This is a genomic window from Nitrosomonas sp. (genome assembly GCA_016703745.1).
In the GTDB taxonomy this organism is placed as follows: domain Bacteria; phylum Pseudomonadota; class Gammaproteobacteria; order Burkholderiales; family Nitrosomonadaceae; genus Nitrosomonas.
On the sequence record JADJBK010000006.1, the window covers coordinates 773,946 to 793,748 of the forward strand.

At 47.6% G+C, this 19,803-nt stretch carries 14 protein-coding genes; 1 reads left to right on the top strand and 13 read right to left on the bottom strand.

Annotated elements, in window-relative coordinates:
- Nucleotides 1–27: 27 nt before the first annotated feature.
- The 12 genes from rimI to IPG31_04690 all read right to left on the bottom strand — a co-directional run bounded on the left by rimI (nucleotide 28) and on the right by IPG31_04690 (nucleotide 14,974).
- On the bottom strand, nucleotides 28–492 hold the full coding sequence (gene rimI, locus IPG31_04635) for a ribosomal protein S18-alanine N-acetyltransferase (GenBank protein ID MBK6617672.1): 465 nt from the start codon (nucleotides 490–492) through the stop codon (nucleotides 28–30).
- A complete protein-coding gene (tsaB, locus tag IPG31_04640; GenBank protein MBK6617673.1) occupies nucleotides 489–1,160 on the bottom strand; it encodes a tRNA (adenosine(37)-N6)-threonylcarbamoyltransferase complex dimerization subunit type 1 TsaB in 672 nt (223 codons plus the stop codon). The genes rimI and tsaB overlap by 4 nt, the downstream gene beginning before the upstream one ends.
- Before the next feature lie 2 nt (nucleotides 1,161–1,162).
- A complete protein-coding gene (locus IPG31_04645; GenBank protein MBK6617674.1) occupies nucleotides 1,163–1,618 on the bottom strand; it encodes a TlpA family protein disulfide reductase in 456 nt (151 codons plus the stop codon).
- 2 nt (nucleotides 1,619–1,620) lie between these two features.
- Nucleotides 1,621–3,153 carry a 2-isopropylmalate synthase gene (locus IPG31_04650; GenBank protein MBK6617675.1) on the bottom strand — a complete coding sequence of 511 codons (1,533 nt, stop codon included), beginning with the start codon at nucleotides 3,151–3,153 and terminating at the stop codon, nucleotides 1,621–1,623.
- A gap of 223 nt (nucleotides 3,154–3,376) precedes the next feature.
- Nucleotides 3,377–4,165 carry a CDP-diacylglycerol--serine O-phosphatidyltransferase gene (gene pssA, locus IPG31_04655; GenBank protein MBK6617676.1) on the bottom strand — a complete coding sequence of 263 codons (789 nt, stop codon included), beginning with the start codon at nucleotides 4,163–4,165 and terminating at the stop codon, nucleotides 3,377–3,379.
- A gap of 13 nt (nucleotides 4,166–4,178) precedes the next feature.
- Nucleotides 4,179–4,829, bottom strand: coding sequence for a phosphatidylserine decarboxylase (locus IPG31_04660; GenBank protein MBK6617677.1), 651 nt, complete (start codon nucleotides 4,827–4,829; stop codon nucleotides 4,179–4,181).
- 200 nt (nucleotides 4,830–5,029) lie between these two features.
- Nucleotides 5,030–6,046, bottom strand: a complete 1,017-nt coding sequence (ilvC, locus tag IPG31_04665) for a ketol-acid reductoisomerase (GenBank protein ID MBK6617678.1) — start codon at nucleotides 6,044–6,046, stop codon at nucleotides 5,030–5,032.
- A 76-nt stretch (nucleotides 6,047–6,122) separates the two neighbouring features.
- A complete protein-coding gene (ilvN, locus tag IPG31_04670; protein ID MBK6617679.1) occupies nucleotides 6,123–6,614 on the bottom strand; it encodes an acetolactate synthase small subunit in 492 nt (163 codons plus the stop codon).
- 4 nt (nucleotides 6,615–6,618) lie between these two features.
- Nucleotides 6,619–8,322 carry an acetolactate synthase 3 catalytic subunit gene (locus IPG31_04675; GenBank protein MBK6617680.1) on the bottom strand — a complete coding sequence of 568 codons (1,704 nt, stop codon included), beginning with the start codon at nucleotides 8,320–8,322 and terminating at the stop codon, nucleotides 6,619–6,621.
- Between the two features lie 207 nt (nucleotides 8,323–8,529).
- Complete coding sequence (gene tldD, locus IPG31_04680; protein MBK6617681.1) at nucleotides 8,530–9,978, bottom strand: metalloprotease TldD; 1,449 nt, start codon at nucleotides 9,976–9,978, stop codon at nucleotides 8,530–8,532.
- Between the two features lie 84 nt (nucleotides 9,979–10,062).
- Complete coding sequence (locus IPG31_04685) at nucleotides 10,063–10,923, bottom strand: carbon-nitrogen hydrolase family protein (protein ID MBK6617682.1); 861 nt, start codon at nucleotides 10,921–10,923, stop codon at nucleotides 10,063–10,065.
- Nucleotides 10,924–11,035: 112 nt separating this feature from the next.
- Complete coding sequence (locus IPG31_04690; GenBank protein MBK6617683.1) at nucleotides 11,036–14,974, bottom strand: DUF3971 domain-containing protein; 3,939 nt, start codon at nucleotides 14,972–14,974, stop codon at nucleotides 11,036–11,038.
- Between the two features lie 313 nt (nucleotides 14,975–15,287).
- Between IPG31_04690 and glnE the strand changes: the two genes are divergently transcribed.
- The gene (gene glnE / locus IPG31_04695) at nucleotides 15,288–18,071 is read left to right on the top strand and encodes a bifunctional [glutamate--ammonia ligase]-adenylyl-L-tyrosine phosphorylase/[glutamate--ammonia-ligase] adenylyltransferase (GenBank protein MBK6617684.1); all 2,784 of its coding nucleotides are present in this window, start codon (nucleotides 15,288–15,290) and stop codon (nucleotides 18,069–18,071) included.
- Between the two features lie 31 nt (nucleotides 18,072–18,102).
- Here the strand turns inward: glnE and IPG31_04700 are convergent, their stop codons facing one another.
- Complete coding sequence (locus IPG31_04700; GenBank protein ID MBK6617685.1) at nucleotides 18,103–19,797, bottom strand: glycosyltransferase; 1,695 nt, start codon at nucleotides 19,795–19,797, stop codon at nucleotides 18,103–18,105.
- Between the last annotated feature and the right edge of the window lie 6 nt (nucleotides 19,798–19,803).

The following is a 19,803-nucleotide window of genomic DNA, read 5'->3' on the forward strand; positions in this document are numbered from 1 at the left end:
GGTGTATTTTTGTATAAATGCGCAGCTTCATAACGCTCGCCGCATCACCAAAGCATCTTCTTTACCACACATTGCTGGATAATATCCCTTGCGTACTGCAATTTGTTCGAACCCAAGGCGCCGATAAAGTTTGACTGCATGAGTATTAGATACGCGCACATCCAGTAATACGGATACTGCTCCCTGATTTTCGGCTAACTCAATAAAATAATGCAACATATGAGCACCGCATCCTAGTTTCTGCCAGGTAGAACCGATACCCAAGGTAAGAAGATGCGCTTCATCGACACCCATCATCAATACTCCATACCCCATCAATAGATTATTTTCTTTTCGTACTAGTACCCGGCAGTGATAGCCTGCCTTAACCGAGTCCCGAAAATTACCCAGCGTCCAGGGGAAAATAAAAATCTCATGTTCGATACGAATAACTTCTTCAAGGTCTTCCAAACACATTTCACGAATTATCGTCTGATCCTGGATAGCATTCATCGCTCACTTTCCTTGAGCGCCACCTTGTCACGAAGGTAAATCGGCAGCGCGTTCTCTGCTGCCATTCCTTCGCCTCGCATGAATTTATCAACTGCCAGCTGCACAACTTCACGTGCGCGCGGATAAAGGCCAGGCACAACCCTGGTCAGTTGACCAGCATACCGATCCGCAAGCACTGTCTCATAAGCATCAAAACCACTCCCACACCCCACCCATCCCTCTCCTTGCACAGCAGGAGTGAATGCTGGACTAGTCAATACAGGCGCGTGAATAGCCAGCCAGCCCTGATCGGTTCTACTGTAGGCCGCAAAATAGAGTTCGCCCATGCGGGCATCCAGAGCAACCAGCGCATGGGGCACATTTGCCCGTTGCGCCAGCGCTTCCAGGGTGATCACGCCCACGACAGGAATATCATGAGAAAACGCTAACCCTTGCGCCACGCCACAGGCGATACGCAGACTGGTAAATGCGCCCGGCCCTGCACCATATGCAATACCATCTATCTGACTGAGGCTGAGTGCTGCTTCATCCAGCAAAACCTGCAACATTGGCAGCAACAGCTCTGAATGCTGCTGACCCACATACGTATCCTGATCGCTTACTGTACCATTCTGCCACAAGGCCAACGAACAGTAAGCAGTAGAGGCTTCAATCGCAATGATGTTCAAGTTCAGTGTGCGCTAATAAATGCTTCTATTTCGGCGCGTGTAATGAGGCCAACTTTTCGCGCGGCGGGATTACCTGTCGGATTATAGAGATAAGTACTTGGCAACATTGAAAGCTCATCTATCTGCCCCGCTATTTTTTGATTTCCAAGCACGATTGGATAGGGAATGCTTAGATCTTCGACAAATTTCATGACGGTTTCGGGATCATCAAATTCCATCGCTACGCCGATAATGACGATATCCTTGCGAGCTCCATGCAATGAAGACAAGTCGGGAATTTCCTTCAGACAAGGTTCACACCAGGTTGCCCAAAAATTAACCAGCACCCATTTACCCTGGTAATCCGATAACCGATGCGTCTTGCCTGCGCTGTCTCTCAGAGTAAAATCAGGTGTTTGCGCACCCAAAGTAGTCGCCGTGATCAAAAATAATAAAAGAATAGTTAAAAAATAACGCATATTTATACTTGGGGGTGAGCCCGCTCCAGTTTAGTGTGTAATTTATTGCAGGCACTTAAGTAAGCTTTGGCCGATGCGGCAACAATATCGGTATCCGCACCGTGACCATTGACGATCCGGCCTGCTTTCTGCAATCTAACCGTTACCTCTCCCTGCGCATCCGTTCCGCTAGTAATGTTATTCACCGAAAACAATTGTAATTCTGATCCACTATTCAGAATTTTTTCGATAGCACGAAAAGTCGCATCCACCGGACCACTTCCATCCGATTCCGCTTGCCTTTCATTGTCTCCTTCCGCAATTACCAGCCTGGCAAATGGCATTTCACCCGTCTCGCTGTGCGCAATCAGTGAAATCAGACGGTAATACTCTTCAGGATGCTTGGTTTCTTCTGAAACCAGTGCTTGCAGATCCTCATCGAAAATTTCATGTTTTTTATCTGCCAGTTCCTTGAATCGTATAAATAAGGCATTCAATTGATCTTCGGAGGCGACATCAATGCTCAGTTCCTGCAAGCGATTTCGGAAGGCGTTGCGTCCGGAATGTTTACCCAGCAACAATTTGTTAGCGCCCCAGCCCACATCCTCTGCGCGCATAATTTCATAAGTTTCTCGATGTTTGAGTACGCCATCCTGATGAATACCCGATTCGTGTGCAAAGGCATTTGCACCCACGATTGCTTTATTCGGCTGGACAGGAAAACCGGTAATCCCCGAGATCAGCTTGCTCGCGGGCACGATATGGGTTGCATCGATGCGGGTATCACATGGAAAATAATCCTGACGAGTACGAACCGCCATCACGATCTCTTCCAGCGCTGCGTTGCCAGCACGCTCCCCAAGACCATTAATAGTACACTCGACCTGACGGGCACCACTCATGACTGCCGCTAGTGAATTGGCAACAGCAAGTCCAAGATCATTATGACAGTGCACGGAAAATACTGCCTTGTCAGCATTGGGAATACGCTCACGCAGCGTCCGGATCAACTGACCAAATTGCTCCGGCATTGTATAACCCACCGTATCCGGGATATTCAGCGTGCTAGCACCTGCATCAATGACAGCTTCCAGAATCCGGCACAAAAAATCAATTTCTGAACGACCAGCATCTTCCGGTGAGAATTCAACGTTATCGGTATATTTCCTTGCCCATTTCACCGCCTTAACTGCTTGTTCCATCACTCTTTCCGGTTCCATGCGCAGTTTGTTTTTCATGTGAATGGGTGATGTAGCAATAAAGGTATGAATACGGATATCAGCTGCACCTCTGAGCGCTTCACCAGCACGGTTGATATCTGTTTCAATTGCACGCGCCAATCCACAGACGGTACTCTCCTTGATCACATCAGCGACCGCCTTGACCGCTTCGAAATCGCCATTAGAAGCCGCCGGAAAACCTGCTTCGATCACATCAACGCCCATGCGCTCCAACTGTCTGGCAATACGCACTTTCTCTTCCCGAGTCATGGATGCACCCGGACTTTGCTCTCCATCACGCAACGTTGTATCAAAAATATATAAATGCTCTTTCATTGCTTACTCCACACTACATTAGCTTGAATCGACGACATGGCCATTAACGCCAGTCTGGAATATTGGAAGAAACGGGGGAAAGTTTAAATGATTAGCGCGCAGAGCGCGACAGTCGATTTACCCGGCAGCACATACGCTCCAGGCAATTCTGATATGAGGAGATTAACAATTTGAAACCAGTATTCATTGTAGAAGTATAAATTGTTTGTAATTACGCATACAACTAATGCAATCCATTCTCTCTTTGTGGATTGCTACGCTTTCTGTTTTTTACTAAACGCCAGATTTTGATACCATAGCCGGAAAATGCGTAGAGCAAAAACAATCCAAACAATACTACTGGTGGGTGGCTTGGAACCAGTACAAAAACAAAGAGCAGCAACAGCGATACCGCGAAAAAAGAAACTTTTTTGTGCAGATTAAATTCCTTGCCGCTGTAATACGGGATATTAGTCACCATCGTTAATCCGGCAAACAATGTCAATCCCCAGGCTAACCAGACTATATCCTTACCATTAAGCTGAAAATCCTCAATTACCCAAATCATGCCGGCAACCAGTGCCGCTGCTGCCGGTGAAGGTAATCCTTGAAAAAAGCGCTTATCTACCACCGCTATCATCACATTAAAACGTGCCAAGCGTAATGCAGCACAGGCACAAAAAACAAAAGCTGCAATCCATCCAATTTTACCCAAATCACGTAATGCCCATTCATAAACAATCAATGCAGGTGCCACTCCAAAAGAAACCATGTCGGATAGACTATCGTACTGCGCACCAAATTCAGTCTGTGTGTGCGTCATGCGCGCAACCCGACCATCGAGCCCATCAAATACCATAGCCACAAAAATAGCAATTACGGAATAAGAAAAATTACCATTCATGGCTTGCACAATTGCATAAAAACCCGCAAAAAGTGCCGCTGTTGTAAACAGATTAGGAAGTAAATAGATACCCCTTCGCCTGAGTCGGTTACTATCTGACGGTTGCTCAAGCGGGTCGAATTCCTCCATATTCAGGTTTTCATTAGTTTATAAGCTCAGCCAGAATCGTGGTAGTTGCGCGTACTTTATCTCCAATGATTACTCTGACTTTGCTGCCTAGCGGTAAATAGACATCTACTCTCGAACCAAAACGAATAAAACCAAAGCGTTGGCCACGCGACAAATGCTCTCCTGGATTAACATGGCAGACAATACGTTTAGCAATTAACCCAGCAATCTGTACGCAGGTTATATCCTGGCCGGCATCACTTTTAATCCATAAAGCATTGCGCTCGTTCTCCAGCGAAGCTTTCGGCAGGCTGGCATTAAAAAATTTTCCAGGGAAATACCACTGGTTCTGAACCGCTCCATCTATTGGACTACGATTAGAATGAACATTGAAAACATTCATGAATACGCCTACCTTGAGCGCTTCGCGATTCAGGTAAGGATCCCAGACTTTTTCAATCGCAACAATACGGCCATCCGCAGGAGCCAGTACTGCATTGGCTAGTACCGGAACCAGTCTGGGTGGATCACGAAAAAACTGCAAAACAAAAAAAGCGATTATCCAGAAAAAAATGGCCCATGCCCAGCCAGCAAAAAAATGAACGGTCATTGCAGCGGCAAATGCAATAGCGATGAATGGCCAGCCTTCACGGGCTATGATCGGGTGTGGGTAAGTATTTGTCATTAGTTAATTTTTATCTCTGTTTTCTACGGGTATGCAGAAACAAGGTAAAGTCAGGTTTAAAATCCGTACTTAATGTCTTAATCCAGTCTATTTACTTGATTTAACACCAGAAGCCTGCCAAAACTAAAGCTAATCTGCTGCACCAGTGAGATGGTGCTTGCTTAAGCTCGACAGACATCTGGAAAAAGTTTAATCGTCTTTTAATTTTTTGTTTGATCAACCAGTTTGTTATTTTTGATCCACGGCATCATATCTCGCAGTTTTGCCCCTGTTTGCTCGATCAGATGTTCTGAGGCAAGACGACGACTTGATTTGAGCATGGGCGCGCCGGCACGATTTTCAAGAATAAATTCACGAGCATATTCGCCTGTTTGAATTTCACGTAGAATCTTGCGCATCTCATTACGAGTCGCCTCAGTAATAATGCGAGGTCCTCTTGAGATATCGCCAAATTCGGCATTATTTGACACCGAATAACGCATGTTGGCAATCCCGCCTTCATAAATCAAATCCACAATCAGCTTGACTTCATGCAGACATTCAAAATAAGCCATCTCTGGTGCGTACCCTGCTTCTACCAATGTTTCAAAACCCATCTGGATCAATGCAGTCAAGCCACCGCACAGTACGACCTGTTCACCAAACAAATCCGTTTCGGTTTCTTCCTTGAAGGTGGTTTCGATAACACCACCGCGTGTGCCACCATTTGCCGCAGCATAAGACAAGGCAAGATCCCGCGCCTTGCCGGATTTATCCTGATGAACTGCGATCAATGATGGCACACCACCACCCTGCACATAGGTAGAACGTACCAGATGTCCCGGGCCTTTCGGGGCGATCATGATCACATCGAGATCCTCGCGAATAGCTATTTGTCCGTAGTGAATATTAAATCCATGCGCAAAGGCAAGTGTCGCCCCTTTTTTCAGTACCGGCTCAATTTCTTGATGATAAATGGATGCCATGTGCTCATCTGGCAAAAGCAGCATAACCACATCCGCATCCTTAACTGCCGCACTGACTTCCTTTACCGTAATACCTGCCTTTTTGGCTTTATCCCAGGATGCGCTATCTTTACGCAATCCCACGACAACCTTGACACCGGAGTTACTGAGGTTATTGGCATGCGCATGCCCCTGAGAACCATAACCAATAATGGCCACTTTCTTTTTCTTGATCAGTGACAGATCTGCATCTTTATCGTAATAAACTTTCATCGTTTCCCTTTTAAATTAATATGAACAATCAATACTCACAAGTAATAAATTAAAAATTTTTCTGGATTGAAGTACGCTAAGCTTTTAGTGAGCGTTCACCACGCCCCAGACCAGAAGCGCCTGTGCGTGCAATTTCCATGATCAGACTGCGATCAATCGCCTCCAGCAGTGCATCGAGTTTTGTACTCGGACCGGTGAGTTCGATCGTATAAGTTTTTTCGGTCACATCGACAATGCTGCCACGAAATATGTCAGCCAGCCGTTTAAATTCTTCACGCGCCGAACCCGTCGCCCTGACTTTTACCAGCATCAGTTCACGTTCGATATGATCACCATTACTCAGATCAACCAATTTGACCACTTCAATCAGTTTATTCAGCTGCTTGGTGATCTGTTCAACAACATCCTCGGAGCCAGTCGTCACCATCGTCATACGCGACAAGGTAGGATCCTCGGTAGGCGCAACCGACAAGGATTCAATGTTATAGCCACGTGCCGAGAAAAGCCCCGCTACGCGAGACAACGCACCTGCCTCGTTTTCCAGCAAAATTGAAATAATATGTCGCATGTTGTTATACCAGAATCATCTCGGATAGCCCTTTACCACCAGGCACCATCGGGAAAACATTTTCGGTCTGATCCGTCACAAAATCCATGAAAACTAATCGGTCCTTCAGATTGAAAGCATCCTGCAAGGCGCCATCGACATCCTCCGGCTTTTCGATACGCATACCAACATGGCCATAGCTTTCAGCGAGTTTTACGAAATCCGGCAAGGCATCCATATATGATTCTGCGTAACGATTGCCATGGAAAAATTCCTGCCACTGCCTCACCATGCCCATATAGCGGTTGTTCAGACTAATAATTTTTATCGGTAGCTGGTATTGTTTGCATGTGGAGAGCTCCTGGATACACATCTGAATACTTGCCTCTCCTGTCACACAGGCAACCGTTGCGCCCTGATTGGCCATCTGCACCCCCATTGCTGCCGGCAGACCAAAACCCATCGTACCCAGACCTCCCGAGTTGATCCAGCGCCTTGGTTTATCAAATTTATAAAATTGCGCCGCCCACATCTGGTGCTGACCAACATCAGATGTTATAAATGCATCACCGTGTGTGACGTTATAGAGTTTCTCAACCACCATTTGTGGTTTGATAATCTTGCTGGTGTGATCGTATTTCAAACAATCGCGCGCACGCCATTGCTCGATCTGTTTCCACCATTCCTGTAGCGCGTGCGTATCACCCTTCTCCTTGCTGGCTTTCAGCAGATTGATCAATTCAGTCAACACCTGAGACACACTGCCAACAATCGGTACATCGACCTTGACACGCTTGGAAATGGACGATGGATCGATGTCGATATGAATAATCTTGCGATCTTCACTATAAAAATGCTTTGGATTTCCAATCACGCGATCATCAAAACGGGCACCAACAGCAATCAGAACATCGCAATACTGCATAGCCATATTGGCCTCGTACGTACCATGCATACCGAGCATGCCGACAAATTGACGGTCTGTTGCCGGATAAGCTCCCAGACCCATTAAAGTATTCGTACATGGAAAATCCAACATTTGGGTGAGGGTCGCCAATTCCGTGGCGGCATCATCCAGAATGACCCCACCACCGGCGTAAATCATGGGCCGCTTAGCATCCAGAATCATTTGTACTGCTTTTTTGATCTGCCTGATATTGCCATTGACAACTGGCATATAGGAACGCAGTGAAACAGAAGCAGGATAATGAAATATCGCTTTATGCTGACTAACATCCTTCGGGATATCTACCAGTACCGGTCCCGGTCGCCCACTGGAAGCAATATAGAATGCTTTTTTCATTGTTGTGGCCAGCTCAGCAACATCCTTGACAAGGAAATTATGTTTAACGCAGGGTCGTGTAATCCCGACCGTATCTACCTCCTGGAATGCATCCTGTCCGATTGCTGCAGTCGGCACCTGTCCGCTAATAATGACCAGGGGAATGGAATCCATATAAGCAGTAGCGATTCCTGTGACCGCATTGGTGACCCCCGGACCGGAAGTCACCAGCGCCACGCCAACCTTATTGCTTGAACGGGCATAACCATCAGCTGCGTGTAATGCAGCCTGCTCATGACGGACCAGAATATGTTTTACCTTATCCTGCTTGAACAGTTCGTCATAAATGAACAGTACTGCCCCACCAGGGTAACCAAAGATATGGGTTACTCCTTCTTCCTGCAGGCAACGTATGGCAATTTCCGCACCAGTCAGCTCAGCATTCATGGAAATACCCCACCGAATTCAATATATTATTTTTCATGATTGCAATAAAAAAGTTAGCGATTGACAATCAAGCGCTAACTGAACGTTCTTTCAGAATTGCTTTAAATCGAGCGATTCCAGAATAACTATCGTTATCTTACTAAAAAACCACTTTACGTTTCCGTGAATATCAATAGCATATGACTACAAGCTTTCATAATTGCCGCCCTAGCCATTCGTACCGCCCACTGTAATCCCATCCACCCGCAACGTAGGCTGCCCGACGCCAACCGGTACGCTTTGCCCTTCCTTGCCGCAGGTTCCCACTCCGGGATCCAGCAGCAGATCATTACCGATCATGGAAACGCGGGTCAGCACATCCGGCCCGTTACCAATCAGGGTTGCCCCCTTCACCGGATAAGTAATTTTACCATCCTCGATCATATATGCTTCCGCAGCTGAGAATACGAATTTTCCACTGGTAATATCCACTTGCCCGCCACCAAAATTAGCCGCATACAACCCTTTTTTGACAGAGGCAATAATTTCCTCCGGTTCTTTATCGCCATTAAGCATATAAGTATTGGTCATGCGCGGCATCGGAATATGCGCAAAAGATTCGCGACGGCCATTACCGGTTACAGGCTGATTCATCAAACGCGCGCTCAGATTGTCCTGAAGATAGCCTTTGAGAATACCATCCTCAATCAAGGTGGTGCATTGTGTTGGATTACCTTCATCATCCATATTCAGGGAGCCACGACGATCCTTTAGCGTTCCGTCATCCACTACAGTTACACCACGTGCGGCCACCTGCTCGCCCACTCGTCCAGAAAATGCGGAGCTCCCTTTACGGTTGAAATCTGCTTCTAATCCATGACCAATGGCCTCATGCAGCAAAATTCCCGGCCAACCGCTACCGAGCACAACGGTCATGCTGCCCGCCGGCGCTGGTTTTGCCGCCAAGTTTGTCACTGCCTGATGAACTGCCTTGTGCGCGTACTCCTGCAGAATTGTATCGCTGAAGTAGGCATAATCAAATCTTCCGCCGCCCCCAGCCATTCCCTGTTCACGACGGCCATTTTCCTCTGCAATCACCTGTAATGACACCCGCACCAACGGTCGAACATCCGCAGCCAACAAACCGTCACTACGCATCACCATCACAACTTCATATTCACCGGCCAGTGATGCCATGACCTGAATTACTCGTTTATCCAGAGCACGTGCAAAACTCTCCAGTTTTTTCAATAGAGTAATTTTGTCAGCATTCTCACATCTGGCGATTGGATCATACGGCAGATAGAGAGAAACCGGACGAGAATCCCGTTTCTGGCTGGTAACGGCAGCAGAACTGCCCTCTCCCTGTTGAGCAATAGCCCGCGTTGCCTGTGCGGCAGACATTAATGCCAGATGATTAATTTCATCAGAATAAGCAAATGCCGTCTTTTCTCCACTGATGGCTCGCACTCCCAAACCTTGATCGATATTGAAACTGCCTGATTTGACGATGCCCTCCTCCAGCGCCCAACCTTCCGAGCGACTATACTGAAAATAAATATCTGCATAGTCAACACGATGGGTGCAAATCTGACCAAACACCGTCTCCAGCTTGCCGGTATCCAGCTGATAAGGCGCGAGCAGATACTGATCGGCTATTGCAATTAAATCATTCATCCTGAAAAATTCTCGAAATATTAAGTCGGCAAATCAGATAATTCCAAACAGCTAACATAAAATAGCCATAATGCTCATGATGTACTAGCAGGGCAACAGACAGCGATGCTCAAGCGCAGGCAGACTGTTACGAACACTAGTTTGATAGGTACGGTCAATATCGGCCACTACTACTCCAGCACCACGTGGCAGACGCTCCAGAATAACCCCCCACGGATCAACAATCATGCTATCACCATTGGTTTCACGTCCGTTGACATGAAATCCACCTTGCGCAGAAGCAATCAGGTAAGCCTGATTCTCGATCGCACGCGCACGAATCAATGTTTCCCAGTGTGCCTTGCCAGTGATCGCAGTAAAAGCCGACGGCGCCAGGATGACATCTACTTTCCCCATCATGCGGTAAAGCTCCGGGAAACGCAGATCATAACAGATTGACAACCCCATCCGGCCAAATGGAGTATCAAGCGCCACTACCTGATTACCAGCTTCAATGGTTCTTTTTTCAGCAAAATTTTCATTACCCAGAGCGAGACCAAACAAATGAATCTTGTCATAACGCGCCGCCAACTTACCTTGCTGGTCGTAAACCAGGCAGCTATTGTAAATCTTGTCCAGAACAGGAGACACCAGCGGAACCGATCCACCTACCAGCCAGATACCCAATCGCTTGGCAGTATCACTCAAGAACTGCTGAATCATTCCTTCCCCAAGAGGTTCCCGCACCACAAGTTTATCGGTATCTTTCATTCCCATCACGCAGAAATATTCGGGTAGAACCACCAATTTTGCACCACATGATGTTGCTTCCTCAATCAGGCGAAGCGCCTCTTCCAGATTAGCGCTGACACTTGGTCCAGAGGCCATTTGCACAGCAGCAACGCGAATCTTTGTATCGGCACCCCCTGGCGAACGTCCCGAGAATAATCCGACCTCAGCTTGCATGATAATGTCCATTAAAGAAAGCAGGCAATTTACTGTTGAAATACTTGTTCACAAACAGACAAATTAATTGCCGGGAATCTATTGAATTGCTCATTTTTACACACCCTCCCTGTTAATTTTTTTCTACCGGAACCTCACCATTTCCCTTTCTATCATCAAGCTTGATCACTTCAGGTACGTCCCAGCTACCCGTAATAGCATACTCACTTAACAGTACACGATCAAAAGGATTTTGCAGTGTCAATGTTGTAATCATAGACGCAATACCGGCCACAGGCGTGGCAAGACCAAATGATGGAAAAGATTTTAAATTGAGTGATTGCGTCTTATTGACCAGATCCAACTCTCCAGTTAAAGCCAGATTCGCCGAGCTGCCCACCGCCATCATATTCTGTAATGTGGCAACCCCTTGGTTAAAGGTGATGTTGCCAGACAAATAATCAAAGCCAAACCCCTTACCCAACAGATCATTGAAATCCAGCATCAATCTGCGTGGCAGGGACTTCAGGTCAAAAATCCCCAGCAATTTGCCAATACCAGGTTTCAGTTTAATCAACTGACCACGCTCAGCCGTAATATTCAAATTACCTGATAATGAAGGAAAATCAACGGAAGTAGGCTTGCCGTTCCACTGAAGATCACCTTCTGCCTTGCCTTCTCCACGCGCAACCCAGTTCTTCTGTCCATGACGACTAAGCAAGCTACCCATATTGGTGGTTTGAAGACGCAAATTGCCGTTGACTACAAATGGTGGCGTGTGATTACGCCACACCCCTTTGGCACGTAGTTCGCCATCCGGATACACAATCTGTAATTTCTCCAGATGCCAACCATTTTCTCTTTGATCTGCACTTAGTGTTAGCCTGCCCAGCACTTCTTTATCAATTACCAGCCTGTCAGCAGTAAGGTTGATGCTTGGCCAATCAACTGAGATTTGATGGTGATTCGCGGGCAGCCAGGCAGCCTGTTGCGCCCGAGCCGGAATAACCAGTTTGCTCAACCGCGCCTGCACCCGATGAGGCGCAGGCGCTGACCAGCTAAGACTGCCATCCAATTCCTGACTGGTAACACGTGCTGTCCAGGCGTTACCCTGCCGGTCTATCATCAAATGACTTTTATTGAAAAAACTACCCAGATATTCAAGCTGATCGATACGCAGATCCAGATAGGCAGACCGGGTAAAAATTCCATCCAGTCCCTGCAAAGGTTTTCCTGATACTGCATCCAGATGACCCTGAAGCTTAATCAGCTCTTGCCACTGATCCCATTCCAGTCTGGGGATCACGCCTTTTATCGTTGTTCCAGCAGCCATTGTCGGCAACTGATTATCTGTACCGAAGTGGATCGTGGTGCGAATCGGATGATAGTGATAGGGCTGTTCACGAATACGTTCAAATTGTGCAGCCATCACTTCACCAAAACGTAATGTCATCAACTCATGACGCGCTTTGGTTAAATGTTTCTGGAAGTAGAAAGGCATGCTTTCTGTGGGGTTTTTAGCCAAGGGTGCCGGCAAGCTTAGACCCAACCCTTTCAGATCAGACATGACGACAACACTCACACCATCCGGCACCATATCGATGGTGCTCGACCATACGGTTGAGCCATTGAAAAAACGCCCCCAAAGCTGGAGCATGCTCTCAGGTGTGGTTGCAAAGTCGAGCGCCAAGGCATCAAAATCTACGTCGCCATCGGCCTGAATACGCAGCCCACCCTCAGGCAGGGCAACTGAAGTAATATTGACCGGGCCACCAAGTATTTTGCCATGCAATTTTTCCAAAGCGATGTCCGATTGCGTAAAAACCAGTGCGCCACTGATTTCATTCAAATCTGGAATATGCCGCCCCAGATCGATTTGATTATCAATCAGTTGATAACGGCCTTTCAAACTGGTTACCAAAAAATTTTTGTTATTCCTCACCGCATCGAGCTCCAGAGACAACTTGGATTTGCCAGTCATTCTAATCTGGTGCAGCCACTCTTCTTCTGGTCGAACAAAGCGGCCTTCTCTTACTAAATCAATCATTTCTCCGGAATCACCGCTAGCTTCCCCGTTAAACTGAACTGCCGAAACACCCGTTGAAAGGCCCTGAAGCGCAACTTTCAGTTTTTGCAAATCAATATTGCCAATTTTCCCCTTGGTAAAAAATACGCTCAGATTATTTTCCTGAAGAGACAACCGGCCAGATAAACTGGAAATCTCAGGCCAGCTATTGGATAACTTCACCCGCACCTGTCTGACCTCTGTCTGAGCATGAATCGCGACACCCTTTACTGGCACCCATGTATCCACCTCTTTCAGATTTCCGTTTATCTGAAAGACAGTATCACTTAGCTTACCCGCTATATTTAGATCCCTGACTGATTGGTGTATTTCCTCTTGTGGCAGCCAGGTAAGCTGCTTTTGCAACAACGCCAGATCCCCCCGGGAAAGCTTGCCGTCCACCACAACCTTATCATTCGCAGTCACCCCCGCAGGACGGTAATAACCCCGCACTCTACCTGCGACTTCCTTACTGGAAAAATCAAGGTCGCCTATTGCCAACAGTGCCAGCCTCTTTTCGGGTGACAGGCGCCAGCCAATTTGCCCCGTCAGCGAGTCAAACAACCATTTTTGAGCAGCTGATTTTTTACCGGAAATTTGTAAATTCTGTGAAACCAGTGCCAATATTCCAACTGATTCGGTTGCCTGAATAGTCCCGCTCAGACCGGAAACCGCCGGATAGCTATCGTAAGTTCGAGTAGAAAGGTTATTGAAATCAGCCTGCAGATTGAACCCCCACTTTTCAGATTGATCCTCCAACCACCCCAGTTTTACCCTGGATACCACGCCCACAGGGAAAAGCTTCAAGATAAGAGTGCGCCAGTTTTCGGAAAAAGGCAGACTCGGTATCAGATTCGTCAGCAGAACCAGATCGAGTTGATCAATCAGCAGCCGATGCTGCAACGCTACTTGTCGATTATTTCGGAATTGCTGCCAGGCAAGCGATTCTATTTGTAACGGTGCCACACCTTTCAGGCCGATACCTAGATGATCCGCAAACCAGTATGTTCCGATCTCAGATAAACCAGACATCCTCGCTTGTCCCAGCCGTCCCTGTAATCTGTCCAGCCATAACCGGGGTAGCTGTTCTGCCAATCGTATGGCGGTATCCTGCAATACAACATCTGCTGTCCACTTATTTAATTCGCCTCCACCAACATCAAGCCAGGCACGAATTGTTCCCGCCCCCCCCGCCAGTTCGTATCCATCCGGCAGAGACAACCATTGCAGCCAGTTTTCAAGCACAAAATCCTGTAGATTGACATACAAACGACCATGCCAGGCTGACCAATCCTTGATCGATACGCCCATGAAATCGCCGCGAATATCGATTCTGGAGATCAAATCAGCGGAAGTATAGGCCTGCAGTCCAAAACGGTGATGTTTTCCTCCACGATCATTTTGTAAACGAAAATTTACACTATCAAAGTAAAGTACGGGTGCTGAACGGAGTTCATCCTGCCAAAAAATACCTGCTTGCCTGATAATTACCCGCCGCTGGTGCAGCAACCAGTCACCAAACCCTCCCTGATCTTTATTGGTTTGCAGGGCGATCCCAGCAACGTGCAGACTACCCTGCGCATCACGGCGCACCATTAATGCTGGACGATCAATAATAATTTCATGAAAATTGATCTCTCCACGCAGAACCGAGCGCCAGGAAACCGTCCCCTCGATCTCGGAGAGCATCAAGACCGGATTGTGCTCCGCATCAAATACCCTCACGCCGTGCATCAGCAAATGCGGGCGCAATCCATCCCAATTCGCCTCGATGCCGTCTATCCTGATGATCTGCTGCGCAGTGCGTGAAATTAATGTCGCAATTTCCTCACGGTAATCATCAATATTAGGCAGTATCCAGTAACGCAAACTTAATAACACCGTACTTGCGAGCAATATCAGGCATAACCCGACCCAGCCAGCCAGGTTTACCAGATAGTGCGACATAAAACGATTCAGCATAAAAACTTTTCTCGTGTAAACGACTTCTTTATTCAGTAGCAGCATCAACCCAGCGCTTAGGTCAGAATGATAAATACCGGAGCAATCTATAATTGACAAGCCGCAGCATTATTTTTATGTATGGCAGCAAAACACGAGCCTTGGAAACAAACCGGAAATCATTCCAGAGCGTCTCTAAAAATTCAGAGTTCTAAATAAGACGAGGCAAGAACAAAAAATATTGACGCAGCATATAATTGATATATAGGGAGGTATTTTTTGTGAATAACGATGTATTGTAACGAAATATGGATTTTTAGAGATGCCCTCTATTCAATTTCATCAATAGCTTTCAATTCAGACCGTTTCCAGACCAGATATGACCTTATCACCTGACAACACTTTACTGCTAGACAGCATTCTGCCTTATAGCCGGTATATGCAAAGGACTCTGGCAAGCGAACCCGCGCTGGAAGATGTCCTCGTGCAACATATGCAGCAAGCCTTCAGCGAACAGGAAATGCTTGAATTCCTGAGAACCCCGATGGTAACCAATGAAGCAGAGCTGCATCGATTGCTCAGACAACTTCGCAAGCGGGTCATGCTGCGCCTTCTCTCACGCGATCTTACCGGGCTGGCGGATTTGAATGAAGTCATGTTGACCATGACCGCCCTGGCAGAAACCACGATTCATTTTTCACTTGAACTTCACCATGCCTGGCTGACCGATCCGGTCCGTTATGGTGCGCCAATAGGCGAAAAAACGGGTGCTGATCAGCAACTATTGGTTGTCGCAATGGGTAAATTGGGCGGCAAGGAACTGAATGTTTCCTCCGATATAGACCTGATTTTTATCTACCCTGAAGAAGGCGAAACTACCGGCGCCCATTCCATCGCCAATCACGAATTTTTTACCAAGCTGGGGCGCAAATTGATTGCGAGCCTCAATGATTATACCGTGGACGGCTATGTATTCCGGGTTGATATGCGATTACGCCCGCATGGGGAAAATAGCCCTCTGGCAGTCAGTCTCGCTACTCTTGAAGACTATCTTGTCACGCATGGCCGTGAATGGGAACGGCATGCCTGGATAAAAAGCCGGGTTATCGCTGGTTCTTCTGTTGCAGAGACCACCCTGATGGAGCGGGTCGTGCGTCCATTTGTATTCCGTAAATATCTTGATTTTGAAGCCTACGAGGCCATGCGGCGCTTGCATGCCCAATTGCGTAAGGAGGTTTATCGACGTGAACTACACGACAACATTAAGCTCGGACCTGGCGGTATTCGCGAAATTGAGTTTATTGCTCAGCTTTTCCAGTTGATTCGTGGCGGATTTGATGCCGACCTGTGCATCCGCCCTACTCTCGCGACACTAAAGCGCCTTAGGCAAAAGCAACCCTTACCTGCACAGACTTTTGAGGAATTAATCGAAGCGTATCAGTTTTTACGCAAACTGGAACATCGCCTGCAATATCTGGATGATCAACAAACTCAAGATTTACCACAGAATGCTGATGACCAGATATTGATCGCCAAGACAATGAATTTCAGGGATTACACAGCATTCCTGCAACAGCTGAACCGTCTCCGCAAGATGGTTTCACGACATTTCGAACTTGTTTTTGCGGAACGGCGCAGATCAGATATATACCATTCGCTAACCAGCCTGCAACCTGAAGAATCCGGTGGAAATGCCGCACTCCAGGCCCTCCAAGCTTTAAATCAGCAACTTAAAACTTTGGGTTACACAGATCCCGACAAAATTTCCGAACGGGTACAACGATTTTATGACAGTGAATTGTTCCGGAAACTGCCTTCTGCCAGCCAGGAAAAAATACTGAGTCTGATGTCCAGTCTGATTGAAGTCATCGTACATTTTCCACCGATTGACATTACTCTTGAGCGGATGCTGCAGCTACTTGAGAAAATCAGTCCCCACCCAGGTTATCTTGCATTATTGCAGGAACAACCACAAACCCTGCCACGCGTTACCAAACTTGTCAGCGCCAGCCAGTGGGTCAGCGATTATCTTGGCCGACACCCCATTCTACTCGATGAACTACTCACACCGCTCGGAGTACATACTCTGCCAGACTGGCCTGCACTCAAAGCTGAGCTCGTCCACCAGCTTTATCACGCCAACATACCAAAGGCGCAACTAACCGAATGGCAAATGGATGTATTGCGTCACTTTCAGCATGCCCAGACCTTCCGCCTGCTGGCGGTTGATCTGGAGGGTAATCTGCTACTGGAAGAACTCAGTGATCATCTCACCGAACTGGCGGATCTCATTCTCAATAACCTGCTCCAGCTTGCCTGGCAGGATCTCAAGAAAAAACATCGCTCCAATCCCGTCTTTGCCATCATTGGATACGGCAAACTTGGCGGTAAAGAGTTGGGATATGCTTCAGACTTGGATATCGTGTTTCTATATGAAGACAGCCACCCGGATGCGCTGGCTGTTTACACCAAACTGGCGCAGAGTATTAACCACTGGCTGACCACACACACCTCCGCAGGTGTACTGTATGAGACCGATCTGCGCCTGCGTCCCAGCGGCGTCACCGGGGCACTTGCCAACTCTATGGAAGCATTTGCCAACTATCAGCATGAACTCGCCTGGGTATGGGAACATCAGGCCCTGACCCGCGCACGATTTGTTGTCGGTGATCAGTTGGTGGGTGAGAAATTTGAACAGTTACGCAGGAAAATTCTCTGCCAACCGCGCGAACTGACGCAACTCAAACAGGATATCACCATGATGCGCCGCAAGATGCTGGATGCCCATCCAAACACCACTAACCTGTTCGATATCAAGCACGACCGTGGTGGCATCATCGATGTGGAATTCATCGTACAATTTCTGGTATTGGGCTACGCCCATCAGCATCCACAATTAACCGGCAACATCGGCAATATCGCGTTACTGAAACTGGCGGGAGAGCTTGGCCTGATTCCGATTGACATGGCTAACACCGTGCTTACCACCTACCGAGAATTTCGCCGCCTGCAACACCAGCTGAGATTAAATGGCGCACCCCAGTCAGCCGGTGGTGCACCTGCAAAAAGCATTTCCCAGGAATACGCCCGCGTACCCGCCAATAATTTGGCTGATGCGCGCCAAGCAGTTTTGGATTTGTGCGCGGAGGTATTCGGAACTTGATCGTAACCGGGTGTCATCCTGTAACTGGTCATCAACGCAGGTAATGACTGATCATGATGGACTGGGTCTGTTTACCCGTACACCAGCGCCTCCATATCATTCTGAATGCAGATTCCAGAGCACTGGCACTTTGTGCCGGCTGCGCCAGTAATGAAGCTTTGAAACGTGGCCTGAGTTGCTGCCTTGTATCATTCAGCAAATTCAAAGCGTTTGCAAAGTAACATGCTTGCCTGATACAGGACTCGGTATTGTCCACCACGAAATCTTCCAACTCCAGATGTCGCATGATTGCTGCTGCTCCCCGGCTAATCATGCGATCGCCTGCAATACACAATGTCGGCACTCCCATCCATGCTGCATGACAAGTGGTCGTCACACCGCTGGCCGGCATGGTATCCAGACAGATATCCACTCGATGATGCAATGCCATGTAGTCTTGCAAGGAACTTTTAGGCATCATAATGAAGCGATCTGTACCGATGTCCTGCTCTTTGAACCAGTCAAATATTATGCGGTGATTGTTGCTTTGCAAGTCACCAATCAGCAACAGCTTTGCCGTAGATATCTGCCTCAGTATGACACTCCACAGGCGCACCGTGCTTTGTGTTATTTTATTGATGCGATTAAAGCAGGCAAAGGTTATGTATCCATTGCTGAGTGCAGGCAGCGCATTCACATCTGGTGCCGTAACTTCCGGCAGAAATGGGGCATTCACCGGAAGTCGTATCAGTTTTTCGCTAAACTGTTTATCCAAAGAACCAGGCGGATTCAGATGGGTATCGCCAATGTAATAATCCATGGCAGTCAAACCGGTAGTGGCCAGATACCCCAGCCAGCTTGCCTGGATGGGAGCAGGCTTTAGCGAGAACATGGTGAGTCGATTGCCAGAGGTATGCCCATCCAGATCCACCAGAATATCAATTTGATCCTGCCGAATGATATCTGCCAGATCCAGATCGTTCAACCGATCGACTGTCCGCCAGCTCCTAAAATGGGTTTTCAATCTTACCGTGGTGCCATCCTCTATTGCTGATGCGGCATAGGCATGTAACCTGAGCTCTGCTGATTGCGCGAGGAAGGAAAGTACCGGCTCAAAGAAGTTACTCAGTGAATGCTCTCTGAAAGCTGCGGAAACAAAACCTATATTCAATATTCGCTCTGGTTCTCGTAAATTGGTGTGGTTCTTCCAGCATATTTTGCCTGGAGTCTCATAAAACCCGGCGAACCTGCGGTGCATATCCCACAAGGTTTCATCGTTGGCCGTGTCATCCTGGCTTAAACAAAACAACAAATTACTGAAGCAGCTCGCATAGGAGGGGTCGAGCTGGAGTGCGCGCGCAAAACAGGCGACGCCTTGCTGTACATCACCAAGATCTTTTCTGATGATCCCCAGATTATTGATGGCAGCAACGTAATCTGGCTTTAACCGGATAGCCTGTTCGAATGCCTGTGCAGCACCATGCAAATCATTCTGTGCTTTGAGCACAAGGCCATAGTAACAATGCTCCTCTGGATCCTGCATATTTAGCGCCAAAGCCCGATACGCCACTTCCCGGGCGTCCTTTTTCTGCACCAGGTAGGTATCGCTTAATATCTTCCAGCCAATGAGCCAATCCGGAAAATGGTTCAGCAGGGTGTGTAATCGCACTTCAAGTTCGTGGTATTGCCCCGACATAAATAACTGGATGAGGGTTTCCACTTGCTGATCCGCAGGCAAGTCAATCATCATGAC